Source organism: Streptomyces sp. AMJ-169, assembly GCF_055597585.1.
The window spans coordinates 276,879-292,729 of record NZ_JBVLTJ010000006.1 but is presented as its reverse complement, the minus strand read 5'-3'; the positions used below and the strand labels follow the sequence as shown (position 1 = coordinate 292,729).

Here is a 15,851-nt window from a genome sequence, read left to right as displayed (position 1 = left end):
TTCATGCCCGTTCTGTGACCCCTCGAACACTGAACGTGAGGGCGGACTTGCGGGTTCCGCCGTCACCGGAACGAGTGACGAGGGACGCACGGGGCCGCCGTGGCGGGTGAGGCGTGTATCACTCGGTGATACGCCCGACCGGCGCCCGATCGGGGTCTGCGAGAATTGGCCATGTGATCTCCCGAATCGATCTGCGCGGCGCCGCCCTCCCCGAGGGACCGGCCCTGCGCGCGCTGCTGCCCCGAGCCGACTTCGACGTCTCGGCCGCCCTGGAGAAGGTGCGGCCGATCTGCGAGGACGTGCATCATCGCGGCGACGCGGCGCTGATCGAGGCGGCCGAGAGGTTCGACGGCGTGACGCTCACCGCCGTCCGCGTCCCCGCCGAGGCGCTGGCCGAGGCGCTCGCCGGACTGGCGCCCGAGGTGCGCGCGGCGCTGGAGGAGTCCATCCGGCGCGCCCGCCTCGTGCACCGCGCCCAGCGCCGCGCGACCCACACGACCCAGGTCGTGCCCGGCGGCTCGGTGACCGAGAAGTGGGTGCCCGTCGACCGGGTCGGGCTCTACGCGCCCGGCGGCCGGTCCGTCTACCCCTCCTCCGTGATCATGAACGCGGTCCCGGCCCAGGAGGCCGGCGTCCCCTCGATCGCCCTCGCCTCCCCGCCCCAGGCCGGCTTCGGCGGCCTCCCGCACCCGACGATCCTCGCCGCGTGCGCGCTCCTGGGCGTCGACGAGGTGTACGCGGCCGGCGGCGCGAGCGCGGTCGCGATGTTCGCCCACGGCACCGAGTCCTGCGCGCCCGCGAACATGGTCACCGGCCCCGGCAACATCTGGGTCGCCGCCGCCAAGCGCTACTTCACCGGGAAGATCGGCATCGACACCGAGGCCGGACCGACCGAGATCGCCGTCCTCGCGGACGCCGGCGCCGACCCGGTGCACGTCGCCGCCGACCTGATCAGCCAGGCCGAGCACGACCCGCTCGCCGCGGCCGTCCTGGTCACCGACTCCGCCGAACTGGCCGACGCCGTCGAGAAGGAACTCGGCCCCCAGGTCGAGGCCAGCAAGCACGTCGAGGACCGCATCGCGCCCGCCCTGAGCGGCCGGCAGTCCGCGATCGTCCTGGTCGACGGCATCGACGAGGGCCTGCGCGTCGTCGACGCGTACGGCGCCGAACACCTGGAGATCCAGACCGCGGACGCCGCCGCCGTCGCCGACCGGGTGCGCAACGCGGGCGCCGTCTTCGTCGGCCCCTGGGCGCCCGTCTCCCTGGGCGACTACGCGGCCGGCTCCAACCACGTCCTGCCCACCGGGGGCTGCGCCTGCCACTCCTCGGGGCTGTCCGTGCAGTCGTTCCTGCGCGGCATCCACATCGTCGACTACACGCGCGAGGCGCTCGCCGAAGTCGCCCACCACGTGGTCACGCTCGCCGAGGCAGAGGACCTCCCCGCGCACGGCGCCGCGATCAAGGCAAGGTTCGACTGGAAGGTGCCGTCCCAGTGACGTTCGGAATCGACGACCTCCCCGTCCGCGACGAGCTGCGCGGCAAGTCCCCCTACGGGGCGCCCCAACTCGACGTCCCCGTACGGCTGAACACCAACGAGAACCCCTACCCGCTGCCCGAGGAACTGGTCGAGCGGATCGCCGAGCGGGTCCGCGAGGCCGCCCGCGACCTCAACCGCTACCCCGACCGCGACGCCGTGGAGCTGCGCACCGGGCTCGCGAAGTACCTGACGGACACCGCCGGGTACGAGGTGGGCCCGGCCGACGTGTGGGCCGCCAACGGCTCCAACGAGGTCATCCAGCAGCTCCTCCAGGCCTTCGGCGGCCCCGGCCGCACCGCCATCGGCTTCGAGCCGTCGTACTCGATGCACGCGCTCATCGCGCGCGGGACGGGCACCGGCTGGATCTCCGGGCCCCGGGAGGACGACTTCACGATCGACGTGGCGGCGGCCGCGCGGGTGATCGCCGCGGAGCGCCCGGACGTCGTGTTCGTGACGACCCCCAACAACCCCACCGGGAACGCCGTCCCGCGCGAGACCGTCCTCGCCCTGTACGACGCCGCGCAGGCCGCGAAGCCGTCCATGGTGATCGTCGACGAGGCGTACATCGAGTTCAGCCACGGCGACTCGCTGCTGCCCCTCCTGGAGGGCCGGCCGAACCTGGTGGTCTCCCGGACGATGTCCAAGGCGTTCGGCGCGGCGGGGCTGCGCCTGGGCTACCTCGCCGCGCACCCCGCGGTCGTCGACGCCGTCCAGCTCGTGCGCCTGCCCTACCACCTCTCGGCCGTCACCCAGGCGACCGCGCTGGCCGCCCTGGAGCACACCGGGACGCTGCTGAAGTACGTCGAGCAGCTGAAGGCCGAGCGCGACCGCCTGGTCGCCGAACTGCGGGCCGCCGGGTACGAGGTGACCGAATCGGACGCCAACTTCGTGCAGTTCGGTCGCTTCGACGACCCGCGCGCGGCCTGGCGATTCATCCTGGACCGCGGGGTCCTCATCAGGGACAACGGAGTGCCCGGCTTCCTTCGGGTGTCCGCCGGTACCCCCGCAGAGAACGACGCGTTCCTCGACGCGGTCCGTGAACTCAAGAAGGAGCAGCGCGCATGAACCGCGTCGGCCGTATAGAGCGCACCACCAAGGAGACGTCCGTCCTGGTCGAGATCGACCTCGACGGGACGGGCAGAACCGAGATCTCCACGGGGGTCGGCTTCTACGACCACATGCTCGACCAGCTCGGCCGGCACGGCCTGTTCGACCTCACGGTGAAGACCGAGGGCGACCTGCACATCGACTCCCACCACACCATCGAGGACACCGCCCTCGCCCTGGGAGCCGCCTTCAAGCAGGCCCTCGGCGACAAGGTGGGCATCTACCGCTTCGGCAACTGCACGGTCCCCCTGGACGAGTCCCTGGCCCAGGTGACGGTCGACCTCAGCGGCCGGCCCTACCTCGTGCACACCGAGCCCGAGTCCATGGCGCCGATGATCGGCGAGTACGACACGACGATGACCCGGCACATCCTGGAGTCCTTCGTCGCGCAGGCCCAGATCGCCCTGCACGTCCACGTGCCCTACGGGCGCAACGCGCACCACATCGTGGAGTGCCAGTTCAAGGCCCTCGCGCGCGCGCTGCGCTACGCCAGTGAGCGCGACCCGCGCGCGGCCGGCATCCTCCCTTCCACGAAGGGCGCGCTGTGACCGGGCTGTCGACGATCCTGATCGTTCTCGGTCTCTTCCTGCTCGGCGGTGTCTATTCCTTCGCCAAGCAGAAGATGCCGACGAGCCTGATCGTGCTCCTGTCGATCGGCGCTGCCATGTGCCTCGCCGCGGGCATCCTGAGGCTGGAGGTGTGGAATTGACCGCCAAGAAGGTCGTCGTCTTCGACTACGGGTTCGGCAACGTGAGGTCCGCCGAACGCGCCCTCGCGCGCGCGGGCGCCGAGGTCGAGATAACCGGTGACTACGACAAGGCGATGAACGCCGACGGCCTCCTCGTCCCCGGCGTCGGCGCCTTCGCCGCCTGCATGAAGGGCCTGAAGGACGCGCGCGGCGACTGGATCGTCGGCCGCCGCCTCTCGGGCGGGCGCCCGGTGATGGGCATCTGCGTCGGCATGCAGATCCTCTTCGCGCGGGGCATCGAGCACGGCGTCGAGACCGAGGGCCTCGACGAGTGGCCCGGCACCGTCGGACCCCTCCAGGCCGACGTCGTCCCGCACATGGGCTGGAACACCGTCGACGTCCCCGAGGGCTCCCGGCTCTTCGCGGGCGTCGAGCCGGACGCGCGGTTCTACTTCGTGCACTCCTACGCCGTCCACGAGTGGTCCCTGGAGACCCACAACGCCACCCTGGCGGCCCCCAGGGTCGCCTGGACGACCCACGGCGAGCCTTTCGTCGCGGCGGTCGAGAACGGCGCCCTGTGGGCCACCCAGTTCCACCCCGAGAAGTCCGGCGACGCCGGAGCCCAGCTCCTCACCAACTGGATCGGAACACTGTGAGCAAGCTCGAACTCCTCCCCGCCGTCGACGTCCGCGACGGCCAGGCCGTCCGCCTCGTGCACGGCGAGTCCGGGACCGAGACCTCCTACGGCTCCCCCCTGGAGGCCGCCCTCGCCTGGCAGGCGGCGGGCGCCGAGTGGCTGCACCTGGTCGACCTGGACGCCGCGTTCGGCACCGGCGACAACCGCGCGCTGATCGCCGAGGTCGCCGGCGCGATGGACCTCAAGGTCGAGCTGTCCGGCGGCATCCGCGACGACGCCACGCTCGCCGCCGCCCTCGCCACCGGCTGCCGCCGCGTCAACCTCGGCACCGCCGCCCTGGAGACCCCCGAGTGGGTCGCCAAGGTCATCGCCGAGCACGGCGACAAGATCGCCGTCGGCCTCGACGTACGCGGCACCACCCTGCGCGGGCGCGGGTGGACGCGCGACGGCGGCGACCTGTACGAGACGCTCGCGCGGCTCGACGGCGAGGGCTGCGCGCGGTACGTCGTCACCGACATCGCCAAGGACGGCACCCTCCAGGGACCCAACCTGGAGCTGCTGAAGAACGTGTGCGCGGCCACCGACCGGCCGGTCGTGGCGTCCGGCGGCGTGTCGTCCCTGGACGACCTGCGCGCGCTCGCCGGGCTGGTACCTCTCGGGGTGGAGGGCGCCATCGTCGGCAAGGCCCTCTACGCGAAGGCGTTCACCCTGGAAGAGGCCTTGGAGGCGGTGTCTTGACCGTACGGCGCGTTCAGAGCGGCAGCCCCTGGGAGGAGCCCTTCGGCATCTCCCGCGCGGTCGCCGCGGGCGACCTGGTCGTCGTCGGCGGCACCACGGCCTTCAAGGGCTCCGTGCTGCAAGGCGAGGGCGACCCCTACGAGCAGGCCAAGGCCGCCTTCGCGACCGCCCTGGAGGCCATCGCCGCGTTCGGCCTCGGCCCCGAGTCGGTCATCCGCACCCGCCTGTACCTCACGCACGCGCGCGACATGGACGCCGTGGGCCGCGCCCACAAGGAGGTCTTCGACGCCGTGCGCCCGGTGACGACGTTCGTCGTGGTGACCGGGTTCGTCGACCCCCGCATCCTCGTCGAGGCCGAGCTGGAAGCATTCCGAGGAGCTCTCTCATGACCCTGGCGGTCCGCGTCATCCCCTGCCTGGACGTCGACAACGGGCGCGTCGTCAAGGGCGTCAACTTCCAGAACCTCCGCGACGCGGGCGACCCCGTCGAGATGGCCAAGGTGTACGACGCCGAGGGCGCCGACGAACTGACGTTCCTGGACATCACCGCCTCCTCAGGCAACCGCGAGACGACCTACGACGTGGTGCGCCGCACCGCCGAGCAGGTCTTCATCCCGCTGACCGTCGGCGGCGGCGTACGCACCCCTGAGGACGTCGACAAGCTGCTGCGCGCGGGCGCCGACAAGGTGGGCGTCAACACCGCCGCCATCGCCCGCCCCGAGCTGATCAAGGAGATCGCCGAGCGCTTCGGCAGCCAGGTCCTCGTCCTCTCGGTGGACGCCCGGCGCACCGAGTCCGGCTCCTTCGAGGTCACCACGCACGGCGGCCGGCGCGGCACCGGCATCGACGCCGTCGAATGGGCCCACCGCGCGGCCGAGCTGGGCGCGGGCGAGATCCTGCTCAACTCGATGGACGCGGACGGGACGAAGGACGGCTACGACATCGAGATGATCGAGGCGGTGCGCAAGCACGTCACCGTGCCGCTGATCGCCTCCGGCGGCGCCGGGAAGCTGGGGGACTTCGCGCCGGCCGTGGGAGCGGGCGCGGACGCCGTGCTGGCGGCATCCGTCTTCCACTTCGGGGATCTGCGGATCGGGGAAGTGAAGCAGGCCCTGCGGGAGGCCGGGCAGGCGGTTCGGTAGTGCGCCTAGGGCGCTGATGCTCCAAGGGGCGCTGACGCTCTGAGGGGCGCTGATGTAAGCCCCGTTCGCCATGGCGGGCGGGGCTTACCTGTGGGCTGATGCGAAAGAGAAGTTGCGCAAAATATGTTGCGCAACTTTTCTTTCGTGATCTACGGTGAGGGCATGACGGGCAAAGAGAGGGACCGCCGGATCACGGACGTGGGCACGCTCAAGGCGCTCGCCCACCCCCTGCGCGCGCGGCTGTACCGGGGCCTGACCATCGCGCGCGTGGCGACCGCCTCCCAGCTGGCCGAACAGGTCGACGAGGCCGTCTCCCTGGTCAGCTACCACCTGCGCAAGCTCGCCGAGCACGGCCTCATCGAGGAGGCGCAGGCGCAGCGCGCGGACGGCCGCGAACGCTGGTGGCAGCCCTCCTCCGACGGACTCAGCATCCACGACGAGGACTTCCGCGACGCCCCCGAGAAGGCCGCCGCCCACACCGCCGCGAGCCGCCTCTTCTCCGCCCAGCGCGCCGACATGTACCGCCGCTACCTCGACGAACGCGCGCACTGGAGCGCCGAGTGGAACGCCGCCGCCGACTCCTCGGAGTCCAACCTGAGACTGACTCCGGCCGAACTCACGGAGCTGAACCGGGAGTTGCTGGCCCTGCTGCGGCGCTATGACGAACAGGGGCGGGCCGCAGAGGCGGCGGGGGACAGTGCGGGGCGGGAGAACGTCCAGGTGCACACGTATGCGTTCCCGTTCCGGGTCTGAGGGGGGCGGGATGGGAACGGGGGTGGACGGGGTGGCTTCTGCGGGGCGTGCGGATGTGGACGGGCGTCCTGGGCCGGTTTTCGAGGGGCGCGCGGATGTGGACGGGCGTCCTAGGGCAGCTTCCGAGGGGCGCGCGGACATGGACGGGCGCCCCGGGACGCTCGCCGTCGTCGCCCACAAGGACCGCAACGTCCTGCGCTGGCTGGCCGGGGTGACCGCCTCCGGGGTCGGCGACAACGTGTACTACATCGCCCTGTCCTGGGCGGCCGTCCAGTCCGGTACCCCTGCGCAGGCGGGGCTGGTCACGGCGGCCAGTGCGCTTCCGCGCGCGGTGCTGATGCTGGGCGGGGGAGTGGCCGCCGACCGCTACGGGCCGCGCCGGGTGATCCTGGGGACGACGGCCGTGCGCTGCGCCCTGGTCCTCACGGCGGCGCTGCTGATCCTCGCGACGAGCCCCGCGCTGTGGCTGCTGGCCGCGGTGGCGGTGCTCTTCGGCGTCGTCGACGCCCTCTTCCTGCCCGCCGCCGGCGCCCTCCCGGCCCTGATCGCCGACCGCGCCCAGCTGACCCGCGTCCAGGGCCTCAGGGGCCTCTCGTCCCGCCTGGCGAACGTCCTGGGGGGACCGCTGGGCGGCCTGGGCGTCGCTCTCGGGGGGACGGCCGGTGCGTTCGGGCTCGCGGCGCTGCTGGTGGGGGTGTCGTGGCCGTTGCTGGCGGGGGTGCGGGTGCGGAGGGCGGTCGCCGGGGAGGCGGCATCCGCGCGGGCGATCGGTCGCCGGTCCGGGGCGCTTGCGTCGCCTGGGGCGGGGGGGCGGCGTGAGGGTGTGCTCGACGAGTCCTCAGGGGCGCGGCTGCCTGAGGATTTGCCGGGCGCTGAGCCGGGTGTGCCCGATGCGTCCTCGTCGCGCGGGCTTCAGAAGGGCCCCGGCGCCTCCTCCGGACGTCTGCCGGACGCCTCCCGCAGCGTGCTCGGGGAGTTGCGGGACGGGCTGCTGCACATCCGGCGGGACCGGGTGCTGCTGCCGCTGGTGATGGCGATCGCCTTGAGCGACCTGGGGTTCGTCGGGCCGATGAACCTGGGGCTGACGTTGCTCTCGGAGGAGCGGGGGTGGGGGTCGGGCGGGATGGGGGTGGTGCTGGCCGGGTTCGGGACCGGGGCCGGGGGCGCGTCCCTGTTGCTCGCCTGGCGGGGGCGTGTCCCGCGCGCGGGTGTCGTGCTGGCGCTCGCGACCATAGGCGGGGCCGTCGCGATCGGCGGCCTGGCGCGCGTACCGTCCGTCGCGGGGGCCGCCTGTGTGGCGCTCGCGATCGGGCTGCTGGCCGGTCTCGGCGGCGCCCTGTCCGGCGCCCTGGTCCAGACCCGCGCGGGCGCCGCCTACATGGGCCGTGTCACGTCCGTGTCGACCCTGGTCAGCTACGGCGTCGCCCCGCTCACCTTCCCGCTGGTCGGCTGGGGCGTCGCCCTCTGGGGCACGGGACCTGTCTTCACCGTCTGCGCCACCCTCAACGGGCTCAGCGCGGTGATCGTGCTGGCGGTGAAGGGGTTGCGGCGGGCGGAGCTGCCGGAGTAAGCGAACCGGTCACCCGCGCGCGGGACAACGCACGCACCCAGGCCGCCCCCTAGCCCCTTCAGAACCCCAACTGCTTCCCCGCCCGCACCTTCTCGATCGCCTCCTTGTCGCCCTCCAGGTCCACCTGGGCGGTCGCCTGGCGGCCGAAGACGAACATCAGGAGCTCGGACGGCTCGGCCGTCACCGTCACCACCGGGGTGCCCCGGTGCGCGACCGTCGTGCGGCCGTCGGGGCGGCGCAGGACCAGGCCGGTGGGGGAGGAGCGGCCCAGGAGGCGGGCGGTGCGTTCCAGACGGGACCAGAGGGCGTCCTGGAAGACGGGATCCAGGGCGCGGGGCGTCCAGTCGGGCGCCGCGCGGCGGACGTCTTCCGTGTGGACATAGAACTCGACCGTGTTCGCGGCCTCGTCCAGCTGCTTGAGGGCGAAGGGCGAGAAGCGCGGCGGACCGGTGCGGATCAGCTGGAGCAGTTCGTCGTACGGCTTGGCCGCGTACTCCTCCATCGTCTTGTCCAGGCGCGGCGCCAGCTGCTTGATCAGGGTGCCCCCGGCCGCGTCGGGGCGGCGTTCGCGGACGACGACGTGGGCCGCCAGATCACGGGTGCGCCAGCCCTCGCAGAGCGTCGGTGCGTCGGGGCCGCTGGTTTCCAAGAGGTCGGCCAGAAGGAGCCGTTCACGCTTGGCGAAGGTCGACATGAGGCCAGCCTACGACCGGACCGCACGTCCGGACAGTGGACGCGGGACCGTCACTGTCAGTGGCAGGCTGCACAATGGCACGCATGACCAGCAACCGGCCCAGCAGCCTCGACCCGGAGATCGCCGCGCGCCTCAAGCGCAGCGCCGACGGACTCGTCCCCGCGATCGCCCAGCAGTACGACACCGGAGAGGTGCTGATGCTGGGCTGGATGGACGACGAGGCGCTGCACCGCACGCTGACGACCGGGCGGTGCACCTACTGGTCGCGCAGCCGGAGCGAGTACTGGGTCAAGGGCGACACCTCGGGCCACTTCCAGTGGGTGAAGTCGGTCGCCCTGGACTGCGACGCGGACACCCTCCTGGTCAGGGTCGACCAGGTCGGCGCCGCCTGCCACACGGGCGCGCGGACCTGCTTCGACAGGGACGTCCTCCCTCTCACCACGCCCGCCCCGGAAAAGGACAAGTAGGGTCAGCCGCCATGGACCTCGAGACGTTCCGCAAGCTCGCCACCGACCGGCGGGTCATCCCGGTCACCCGCAAGCTGCTCGCCGACGGCGACACCCCGGTCGCGCTCTACCGCAAGCTCGCCGCCGAACGCCAGGGCACGTTCCTGCTGGAGTCCGCGGAGAACGGCCGCTCCTGGTCCCGCTACTCCTTCGTCGGCGTCCGCTCCGCCGCCACCCTCACCTCGCGCGGCGGACAGGCCCACTGGCTGGGCAGCCCGCCCGTGGGCGTCCCCGTCGACGGCGACCCGCTGGCCGCCCTGCGCGCCACCCTCCAGACCCTCCACACGCCCCACCAGGAGGGCCTGCCGCCCTTCACCGGCGGCATGGTCGGCTACCTCGGCTACGACGTCGTACGCCGCCTGGAGAAGATCGGGCCCGGGGAGCACGACGACCTGAAGCTGCCCGAGCTGACGATGCTGCTCACCAGCGACCTGGCCGTCCTGGACCACTGGGACGGCACCGTCCAGCTGATCGCCAACGCGATCAACCACAACGACCTGGACACCGGGGTCGACGAGGCCTACGCCGACGCCATCGCGCGGCTCGACGCCATGGAGGCCGACCTCTCCCGCCCGGTCGCCCAGCCGCCCGCCGCCCTGCCCCCCTCCGAGCTCCCGGAGTTCACCGCCCGCTGGGGCGGCCCCGACTACCAGAAGACCGTCGAGGACATCAAGGAGCGCATCCGCGCGGGCGAGGCCTTCCAGGTCGTGCCCTCCCAGCGGTTCGAGACGCCCTGCACCGCCAGCGCCCTGGACGTCTACCGGGTCCTGCGCGCCACCAACCCCTCGCCGTACATGTACCTGTTCCGCTTCGACGGCTTCGACGTGGTCGGCTCCTCCCCGGAAGCCCTCGTGAAGGTCGAGGACGGCCGCGCGATGGTCCACCCCATCGCCGGTACGCGCCCGCGCGGGGCCACCCCGCAGCAGGACCAGGCGCTCGGCGAGGAGCTCCTGGCCGACCCCAAGGAGCGCGCCGAGCACCTGATGCTCGTCGACCTCGGCCGCAACGACCTGGGCCGCGTCTGCGAACCCGGGTCCGTCGAGGTCGTCGACTTCATGTCCGTCGAGCGCTACTCGCACGTGATGCACATCGTCTCCACCGTCACCGGCCGCGTCGCCCCCGGCCGCACCGCCTTCGACGTCCTCACCGCCTGTTTCCCCGCCGGCACCCTCTCCGGCGCCCCCAAGCCGCGCGCCATGCAGATCATCGACGAACTGGAGCCCTCCCGGCGCGGCCTGTACGGCGGCTGCGTCGGCTACCTGGACTTCGCGGGCGACTCCGACACCGCGATCGCCATCCGCACGGCCCTCCTGCGCGACGGCACCGCCTACGTCCAGGCGGGCGCCGGCATCGTCGCCGACTCCGACCCCGTCCTGGAGGACGAGGAGTGCCGCAACAAGGCGGCGGCCGTCCTGCGCGCGGTGCACACCGCGAACAGGTTCGGACGCCCCGGTACGTCCGATGTGAACCCCGGGTGACGCCCGCGCGCGCGGGCAGGCGATAGTGGGACATGTGACAGCCGTACCTGACCCCCGCCCCGACGCCGGACCCGAGCGGTCCGGGCGCCGCAGTCTCGCCCTGGCCCTGACCAGCGGCGCCCTGGGCGCGGCCCTGGCGCTGCTGGCCACCCGGCAGCGCTGGTCCGAGGGGACCGCCTCGGTCGCCGGCGGCGCCTTCCCGCTCACCGCCAAGGGCAGCGACGTCACCGGCGTCCCCGCCGCGCTCGCCATAGTCGGCCTCGCCTCCCTCGTCGCGGTCTTCGCCGTCCGCCGCGCCGGCCGGTTCGCCGTCTCGGCCGTCCTGCTGCTCTCCGGCGCCGGAACCGTCGCCGCCGCCCTCGCCGGCGCCTCCGACACCTCCGCGCTCGACGAGAAGGCCGCCAAGGCCTCCGGGGACGCCTCCGCGACCGTCGCCGCCCTCAGCCACACCGCGTGGCCCTACGCCGCCGCCGTAGGCGGCGCCCTGATCGTCCTCGCCGGACTCCTCGCCCTGCGCTACGGCCGCCTGTGGCCCGGCATGTCCGGACGGTACGAGCGCGACGGCACCCCCCGCCCGCGCCGCACCCCCGTCAAGGTCGACCCCGACCGGCCCGAGGACATCTGGAAGGCGCTCGACCGCGGCGAGGACCCCACAGGCGCCGACCCCGCCTGACCGGCCGAGCGCGATCCGGTGAATCGGGCGCGGCCCGAGCACACCCCCGCGTCCACCCCGTGCGCGCGGGGTGGACAATGAACGACAGAGCGTCCGGTTCGGACGATGACAGAGAGCAACGAGGAGCAAGTCATGGCGGGCAACGGCAACAGCCACGGTCACACTCTGGCCGCCTGGACCGGCACGACCATCGTGATCATCGGTTTCTGCGTCGCAGGCGTCTTCATGGTGATGGCCGAACCGCTGGGATTCTGGGCCGGCATGGCCATCACGCTGCTCGGCGGCCTCGTCGGCCTGATCATGCGCAGCATGGGCCTCGGCCAGCCCAAGGGCTACCGCGACCTCCCCGCGCACATCGCCAAGGGCACCCCGGCCCCCGTCGAGAGCTGACGCTCCCAGGAGCATCCCGAGGGCGGCCCCGCGCGCGTACGACGCCGGGACCGCCCTCGCGCGCGTACAGAGCCCGAAGCGCACAACCCGCGCGCGTATGGATCACCCCCCAGGGCACAATGCGAGGCATGACCCAGGCCCCCCAGGCTCAGGCACCGCCGCCCCCGGCCCCCGCCGCCTCCCTCCCCGGCCGTCTCGCGGTCCCCGCAGGCCTCATGGCGGCCGTCGTCGGCGCCTTCGGGTACGTCGCGACCGTCGACCCCAACGAGCCCGGCCACTACCCCGTCTGCCCCCTGTACGCCGTCACCGGCGTCTACTGCCCCGGCTGCGGCGGACTGCGCAGTGCGCACGCCTTCGCGCACGGCGATCTGCTCGGCGCCCTCCAGGACAACGCGGCGGCCGTCCTCGCGTACGCGGGCTTCGCCGTGCTGTGGACCGTCTGGGTGGTACGCGCCGCGCGCGGGCGCCCCTTCAGGCTCGCGCTCGGCACCGCGCACGCGTGGGTGATCGGGACGTTTCTGCTGGTCTTCACGGTTGTCCGCAACCTGCCCTCAGGCGGCTGGCTGCGTCCTTGATCGATCGGGGAACGTCCAGGTGGTGGGACCGGAGGTGGCCTGATGCGAGCCGCGCGGCGCCGGGCGGATACCATCGCAGAGACCGTCGGCCGAGCCGCTGGTCACCCCGAACTGTCACCCGGCTGTGAGAGGGGGCCGCTCGCGTGAGCGTGCTCGACGAGATCATCGACGGAGTCCGTGCCGACCTCGCGGAGCGGCAGGCGCTCGTCAGCCTCGACGAGCTGAAGGAGCGCGCGGCCAAGGCTCCCGCAGCCAAGGACGGTGTGGCGGCCCTCAAGGGCGACGGCGTCAAGGTCATCTGCGAGGTCAAGCGCTCCAGCCCCTCCAAGGGCGCGCTCGCCGCGATCGCCGACCCCGCCGCCCTCGCCGCCGACTACGAGGCCGGCGGCGGCGCCGTCATCTCCGTCCTCACCGAACAGCGCCGCTTCGGCGGCTCCCTGGCAGACCTCGAAGCCGTACGCGCGCGCGTGGACATCCCCGTGCTGCGCAAGGACTTCATCGTCACCTCCTACCAGCTCTGGGAAGCCCGCGCGTACGGCGCCGACCTCGCCCTCCTGATCGTCGCCGCCCTGGAGCAGCCCGCCCTGGAGTCCCTCGTCGAGCGCGCCGAGTCCATCGGGCTCACCCCGCTCGTCGAGGTCCACGACGAGGACGAGGTCGAGCGCGCGGTCGCCGCCGGCGCCAAGGTCATCGGCGTCAACGCCCGCAACCTCAAGACCCTTGAGGTCGACCGGGGCACCTTCGAGCGCGTCGCCCCTGAGATCCCCGACCACATCGTGAAGATCGCCGAGTCCGGCGTGCGCGGCCCGCACGACCTGATCGCGTACGCCAACGCGGGCGCCGACGCCGTCCTGGTCGGCGAGTCCCTGGTGACGGGGAAGGACCCGCGCACGGCGGTCGCGGACCTGGTGGCGGCGGGCGAGCACCCTGCCATCCGGCACGGGCGGGCCTGACCACCCTTTAGGGTGACGACGATGACTCCCACTCCGGCCTCCCAGGACAGGCACGCGCGGCTGGCGCGCGGTTGCCGCCCCCGGGGCTGCCGCGCTCCCGCGCGGAGGGTGCACGGCCGGAGGGTGAGGTACGTCATCGGGGATGAACCTGGGCAGGTCAACGGCCGCCGATGGCAGCGCCCCATCAGGGGCGCGGGGCCGCGATAGTCCCTGCTCCCCACGGCGATCAGTGTCTTTCCCCCAGACCCACCGTGAGGTTTCCGCATGCCCAGCGAGTTCTTCATTCCCGACCCCGAAGGTCAAGTCCCCACCCCGGAGGGCTACTTCGGGGCCTTCGGCGGCAAGTTCATCCCGGAGGCGCTGGTCGCCGCCGTCGATGAGGTGGCCGTCGAGTACGACAAGGCCAAGCACGACCCCGAGTTCGCCCGCGAGCTGGACGACCTCCTGGTCAACTACACCGGCCGCCCCAGCTCCCTCACCGAGGTCCCCCGCTTCGCCCGGCACGCCGGCGGAGCGAGGATCTTCCTCAAGCGCGAGGACCTGAACCACACCGGCTCCCACAAGATCAACAACGTCCTGGGCCAGGCCCTGCTGACGAAGCGCATGGGCAAGACCCGCGTCATCGCGGAGACCGGCGCCGGCCAGCACGGCGTGGCGACGGCGACGGCGTGCGCGCTGTTCGGCCTGGACTGCACGATCTACATGGGCGAGATCGACACCCGGCGCCAGGCCCTGAACGTGGCCCGGATGCGCATGCTGGGCGCCGAGGTCGTCGCCGTGAAGTCCGGCAGCCGCACCCTGAAGGACGCCATCAACGAGGCGTTCCGCGACTGGGTCGCCAACGTCGACCGCACGCACTACCTGTTCGGCACGGTCGCGGGCCCGCACCCCTTCCCGGCGATGGTGCGCGACTTCCACCGGGTCATCGGCATCGAGGCCCGCAGGCAGCTCCTGGAGCGCGCGGGACGCCTCCCGGACGCCGCCGTGGCGTGCGTGGGCGGCGGCTCCAACGCGATCGGCCTGTTCCACGCGTTCATCCCGGACGCGGACGTCCGCCTGATCGGCTGCGAGCCGGCCGGGCACGGCGTCGAGACCGGGGAGCACGCGGCGACCCTGACGGCCGGCGAGCCCGGCATCCTGCACGGCTCGCGGTCGTACGTCCTCCAGGACGACGAGGGCCAGATCACCGAGCCGTACTCGATCTCGGCCGGACTCGACTACCCGGGGATCGGCCCCGAGCACTCCTACCTCAAGGACAGCGGGCGCGCGGAGTACCGCGCGGTCACCGACGACGCGGCGATGCAGGCCCTGCGCCTGCTGTCGCGCACGGAGGGCATCATCCCGGCGATCGAGTCCGCGCACGCCCTCGCGGGCGCGCTGGAGGTCGGCAGGGAGCTGGGCGAGGACGGGCTGATCGTCGTCAACCTGTCCGGGCGCGGCGACAAGGACATGGACACGGCCGCGCGGTACTTCGGTCTGTACGACACCGACGCCGAGGTCGCCGCCGACGCGGCCGACCTCGCGGAGATCGAGGGGGACGCCAAGTGAGCGGCAACATCCAGCTTCTGTCGGACACCCTCGCCGCCGCGAAGGCCGAGGACCGGGCCGCGCTGATCGCGTATCTCCCGGCCGGGTTCCCGACCGTGGACGGCGGCATCGAGGCGGTCAAGGCCGTCTTCGCCGGCGGCGCGGACGTCGTCGAGGTCGGGCTGCCGCACAGCGACCCGGTGCTCGACGGCCCGGTCATCCAGACCGCCGACGACATCGCGCTGCGCGGCGGCGTCAGGATCGCGGACGTCATGCGCACGGTCCGCGAGGCGTACGCCGCCACCGGGAAGCCGGTGCTGGTCATGACGTACTGGAACCCCATCGACCGCTACGGCGTCGAGCGGTTCACCGCCGAGCTGGCCGAGGCGGGCGGCGCGGGCTGCATCCTGCCCGACCTGCCGGTCCAGGAGGCGGGCCTGTGGCGGGAGCACGCCACGAAGCACGGCCTCGCGACCGTCTTCGTGGTGGCGCCCAGCAGCAAGGACGCCCGGCTCGCCGAGATCACGGCCGCGGGCAGCGGTTTCGTGTACGCCGCCTCGCTGATGGGCGTCACCGGCACCCGTGAGTCGGTCGGCGCGCAGGCGCAGGACCTCGTCGAGCGGACCCGGGCGACCCGGCCCGACCTCCCGGTCTGCGTCGGCCTCGGCGTGTCCAACGCGGCCCAGGCCGCCGAGGTCGCCGTGTTCGCGGACGGGGTGATCGTCGGTTCGGCGTTCGTGAAGCGGATGCTGGACGCGCCGGACGACACGGCCGGCGTCGCGGCGGTACGGGAGCTGGCCGGCGAGCTGGCGAAGGGCGTGCGCCGGACGGCGTAGGCGTGCGTGACCCGCGCGGGCCCGCGACAGGGCGTCCGTGCGGGCCTC

Annotated in this window: 20 protein-coding genes; 19 read left to right on the top strand and 1 reads right to left on the bottom strand. The window is 72.8% G+C overall.

What is annotated here, in order from left to right; translation table 11 throughout:
- Window positions 1-173: 173 nt before the first annotated feature.
- From hisD to ACYUD3_RS17295, 10 genes are all read left to right on the top strand, one after another.
- Window positions 174-1,496: a histidinol dehydrogenase gene (hisD, locus tag ACYUD3_RS17340; RefSeq protein WP_470970460.1), complete on the top strand. Its 1,323-nt coding sequence runs from the start codon at window positions 174-176 to the stop codon at window positions 1,494-1,496.
- Window positions 1,493-2,602 (top strand): histidinol-phosphate transaminase, encoded by a 1,110-nt coding sequence (locus ACYUD3_RS17335; protein ID WP_470970458.1) that lies wholly within the window; start codon window positions 1,493-1,495, stop codon window positions 2,600-2,602. The genes hisD and ACYUD3_RS17335 overlap by 4 nt, the downstream gene beginning before the upstream one ends.
- Window positions 2,599-3,192, top strand: a complete 594-nt coding sequence (gene hisB, locus ACYUD3_RS17330) for an imidazoleglycerol-phosphate dehydratase HisB (RefSeq protein WP_470970456.1) — start codon at window positions 2,599-2,601, stop codon at window positions 3,190-3,192. The genes ACYUD3_RS17335 and hisB overlap by 4 nt, the downstream gene beginning before the upstream one ends.
- Complete coding sequence (locus ACYUD3_RS17325) at window positions 3,189-3,353, top strand: hypothetical protein (protein WP_470970453.1); 165 nt, start codon at window positions 3,189-3,191, stop codon at window positions 3,351-3,353. The genes hisB and ACYUD3_RS17325 overlap by 4 nt, the downstream gene beginning before the upstream one ends.
- Window positions 3,344-3,988, top strand: a complete 645-nt coding sequence (hisH, locus tag ACYUD3_RS17320) for an imidazole glycerol phosphate synthase subunit HisH (protein ID WP_470970451.1) — start codon at window positions 3,344-3,346, stop codon at window positions 3,986-3,988. Before ACYUD3_RS17325 ends, hisH begins: the two co-directional genes overlap by 10 nt.
- Window positions 3,985-4,707 (top strand): bifunctional 1-(5-phosphoribosyl)-5-((5-phosphoribosylamino)methylideneamino)imidazole-4-carboxamide isomerase/phosphoribosylanthranilate isomerase PriA, encoded by a 723-nt coding sequence (priA, locus tag ACYUD3_RS17315; RefSeq protein WP_470970449.1) that lies wholly within the window; start codon window positions 3,985-3,987, stop codon window positions 4,705-4,707. The genes hisH and priA overlap by 4 nt, the downstream gene beginning before the upstream one ends.
- The gene (locus ACYUD3_RS17310) at window positions 4,704-5,096 is read left to right on the top strand and encodes a RidA family protein (protein WP_470970447.1); all 393 of its coding nucleotides are present in this window, start codon (window positions 4,704-4,706) and stop codon (window positions 5,094-5,096) included. The genes priA and ACYUD3_RS17310 overlap by 4 nt, the downstream gene beginning before the upstream one ends.
- Window positions 5,093-5,848 (top strand): imidazole glycerol phosphate synthase subunit HisF, encoded by a 756-nt coding sequence (hisF, locus tag ACYUD3_RS17305; RefSeq protein ID WP_470970446.1) that lies wholly within the window; start codon window positions 5,093-5,095, stop codon window positions 5,846-5,848. The genes ACYUD3_RS17310 and hisF overlap by 4 nt, the downstream gene beginning before the upstream one ends.
- A gap of 162 nt (window positions 5,849-6,010) precedes the next feature.
- Window positions 6,011-6,601 carry a helix-turn-helix domain-containing protein gene (locus tag ACYUD3_RS17300; protein WP_470970444.1) on the top strand — a complete coding sequence of 197 codons (591 nt, stop codon included), beginning with the start codon at window positions 6,011-6,013 and terminating at the stop codon, window positions 6,599-6,601.
- Between the two features lie 139 nt (window positions 6,602-6,740).
- Window positions 6,741-8,171 (top strand): MFS transporter, encoded by a 1,431-nt coding sequence (locus ACYUD3_RS17295; RefSeq protein WP_470970442.1) that lies wholly within the window; start codon window positions 6,741-6,743, stop codon window positions 8,169-8,171.
- A gap of 58 nt (window positions 8,172-8,229) precedes the next feature.
- On the opposite strand, the gene ACYUD3_RS17290 is transcribed toward ACYUD3_RS17295, so the two are convergent.
- Window positions 8,230-8,865 carry a TIGR03085 family metal-binding protein gene (locus ACYUD3_RS17290; protein ID WP_470970440.1) on the bottom strand — a complete coding sequence of 212 codons (636 nt, stop codon included), beginning with the start codon at window positions 8,863-8,865 and terminating at the stop codon, window positions 8,230-8,232.
- A 74-nt stretch (window positions 8,866-8,939) separates the two neighbouring features.
- Between ACYUD3_RS17290 and hisI the strand changes: the two genes are divergently transcribed.
- The 9 genes from hisI (at window position 8,940) to trpA (ending at window position 15,803) form a co-directional block, all read left to right on the top strand.
- Entirely contained in the window at window positions 8,940-9,332 is a 393-nt protein-coding gene (gene hisI / locus ACYUD3_RS17285) for a phosphoribosyl-AMP cyclohydrolase (RefSeq protein ID WP_470970437.1), read from the top strand.
- 11 nt (window positions 9,333-9,343) lie between these two features.
- The gene (locus ACYUD3_RS17280) at window positions 9,344-10,849 is read left to right on the top strand and encodes an anthranilate synthase component I (protein WP_470970435.1); all 1,506 of its coding nucleotides are present in this window, start codon (window positions 9,344-9,346) and stop codon (window positions 10,847-10,849) included.
- A 25-nt stretch (window positions 10,850-10,874) separates the two neighbouring features.
- Window positions 10,875-11,522 (top strand): TIGR02234 family membrane protein, encoded by a 648-nt coding sequence (locus ACYUD3_RS17275; protein ID WP_470970433.1) that lies wholly within the window; start codon window positions 10,875-10,877, stop codon window positions 11,520-11,522.
- 105 nt (window positions 11,523-11,627) lie between these two features.
- A complete protein-coding gene (locus ACYUD3_RS17270) occupies window positions 11,628-11,912 on the top strand; it encodes an HGxxPAAW family protein (protein ID WP_470970430.1) in 285 nt (94 codons plus the stop codon).
- A 128-nt stretch (window positions 11,913-12,040) separates the two neighbouring features.
- Entirely contained in the window at window positions 12,041-12,487 is a 447-nt protein-coding gene (locus ACYUD3_RS17265; RefSeq protein ID WP_470970428.1) for a DUF2752 domain-containing protein, read from the top strand.
- 143 nt (window positions 12,488-12,630) lie between these two features.
- Entirely contained in the window at window positions 12,631-13,440 is an 810-nt protein-coding gene (gene trpC / locus ACYUD3_RS17260) for an indole-3-glycerol phosphate synthase TrpC (RefSeq protein WP_470970425.1), read from the top strand.
- Window positions 13,441-13,461: 21 nt separating this feature from the next.
- The gene (gene trpM / locus ACYUD3_RS17255) at window positions 13,462-13,647 is read left to right on the top strand and encodes a tryptophan biosynthesis modulator TrpM (protein ID WP_470970423.1); all 186 of its coding nucleotides are present in this window, start codon (window positions 13,462-13,464) and stop codon (window positions 13,645-13,647) included.
- A gap of 57 nt (window positions 13,648-13,704) precedes the next feature.
- Complete coding sequence (gene trpB, locus ACYUD3_RS17250; protein WP_470970421.1) at window positions 13,705-14,988, top strand: tryptophan synthase subunit beta; 1,284 nt, start codon at window positions 13,705-13,707, stop codon at window positions 14,986-14,988.
- Window positions 14,985-15,803 (top strand): tryptophan synthase subunit alpha, encoded by an 819-nt coding sequence (gene trpA / locus ACYUD3_RS17245; RefSeq protein ID WP_470970418.1) that lies wholly within the window; start codon window positions 14,985-14,987, stop codon window positions 15,801-15,803. Before trpB ends, trpA begins: the two co-directional genes overlap by 4 nt.
- Window positions 15,804-15,851: the final 48 nt, after the last annotated feature.

Bases quoted from the DNA above. Each gene is read 5' to 3' on its own strand.
- hisB (WP_470970456.1), top strand. From the start codon at position 2,599: ATGAACCGCGTCGGCCGTATAGAGCGCACCACCAAGGAGACGTCCGTC.
- hisF (WP_470970446.1), top strand. From the start codon at position 5,093: ATGACCCTGGCGGTCCGCGTCATCCCCTGCCTGGACGTCGACAACGGG.
- ACYUD3_RS17300 (WP_470970444.1), top strand. From the start codon at position 6,011: ATGACGGGCAAAGAGAGGGACCGCCGGATCACGGACGTGGGCACGCTC.
- ACYUD3_RS17295 (WP_470970442.1), top strand. From the start codon at position 6,741: ATGGACGGGCGCCCCGGGACGCTCGCCGTCGTCGCCCACAAGGACCGC.
- ACYUD3_RS17290 (WP_470970440.1), bottom strand. From the start codon at position 8,865: ATGTCGACCTTCGCCAAGCGTGAACGGCTCCTTCTGGCCGACCTCTTG.
- hisI (WP_470970437.1), top strand. From the start codon at position 8,940: ATGGCACGCATGACCAGCAACCGGCCCAGCAGCCTCGACCCGGAGATC.
- ACYUD3_RS17280 (WP_470970435.1), top strand. From the start codon at position 9,344: ATGGACCTCGAGACGTTCCGCAAGCTCGCCACCGACCGGCGGGTCATC.
- ACYUD3_RS17270 (WP_470970430.1), top strand. From the start codon at position 11,628: ATGACAGAGAGCAACGAGGAGCAAGTCATGGCGGGCAACGGCAACAGC.
- ACYUD3_RS17265 (WP_470970428.1), top strand. From the start codon at position 12,041: ATGACCCAGGCCCCCCAGGCTCAGGCACCGCCGCCCCCGGCCCCCGCC.
- trpM (WP_470970423.1), top strand. From the start codon at position 13,462: ATGACTCCCACTCCGGCCTCCCAGGACAGGCACGCGCGGCTGGCGCGC.
- trpB (WP_470970421.1), top strand. From the start codon at position 13,705: ATGCCCAGCGAGTTCTTCATTCCCGACCCCGAAGGTCAAGTCCCCACC.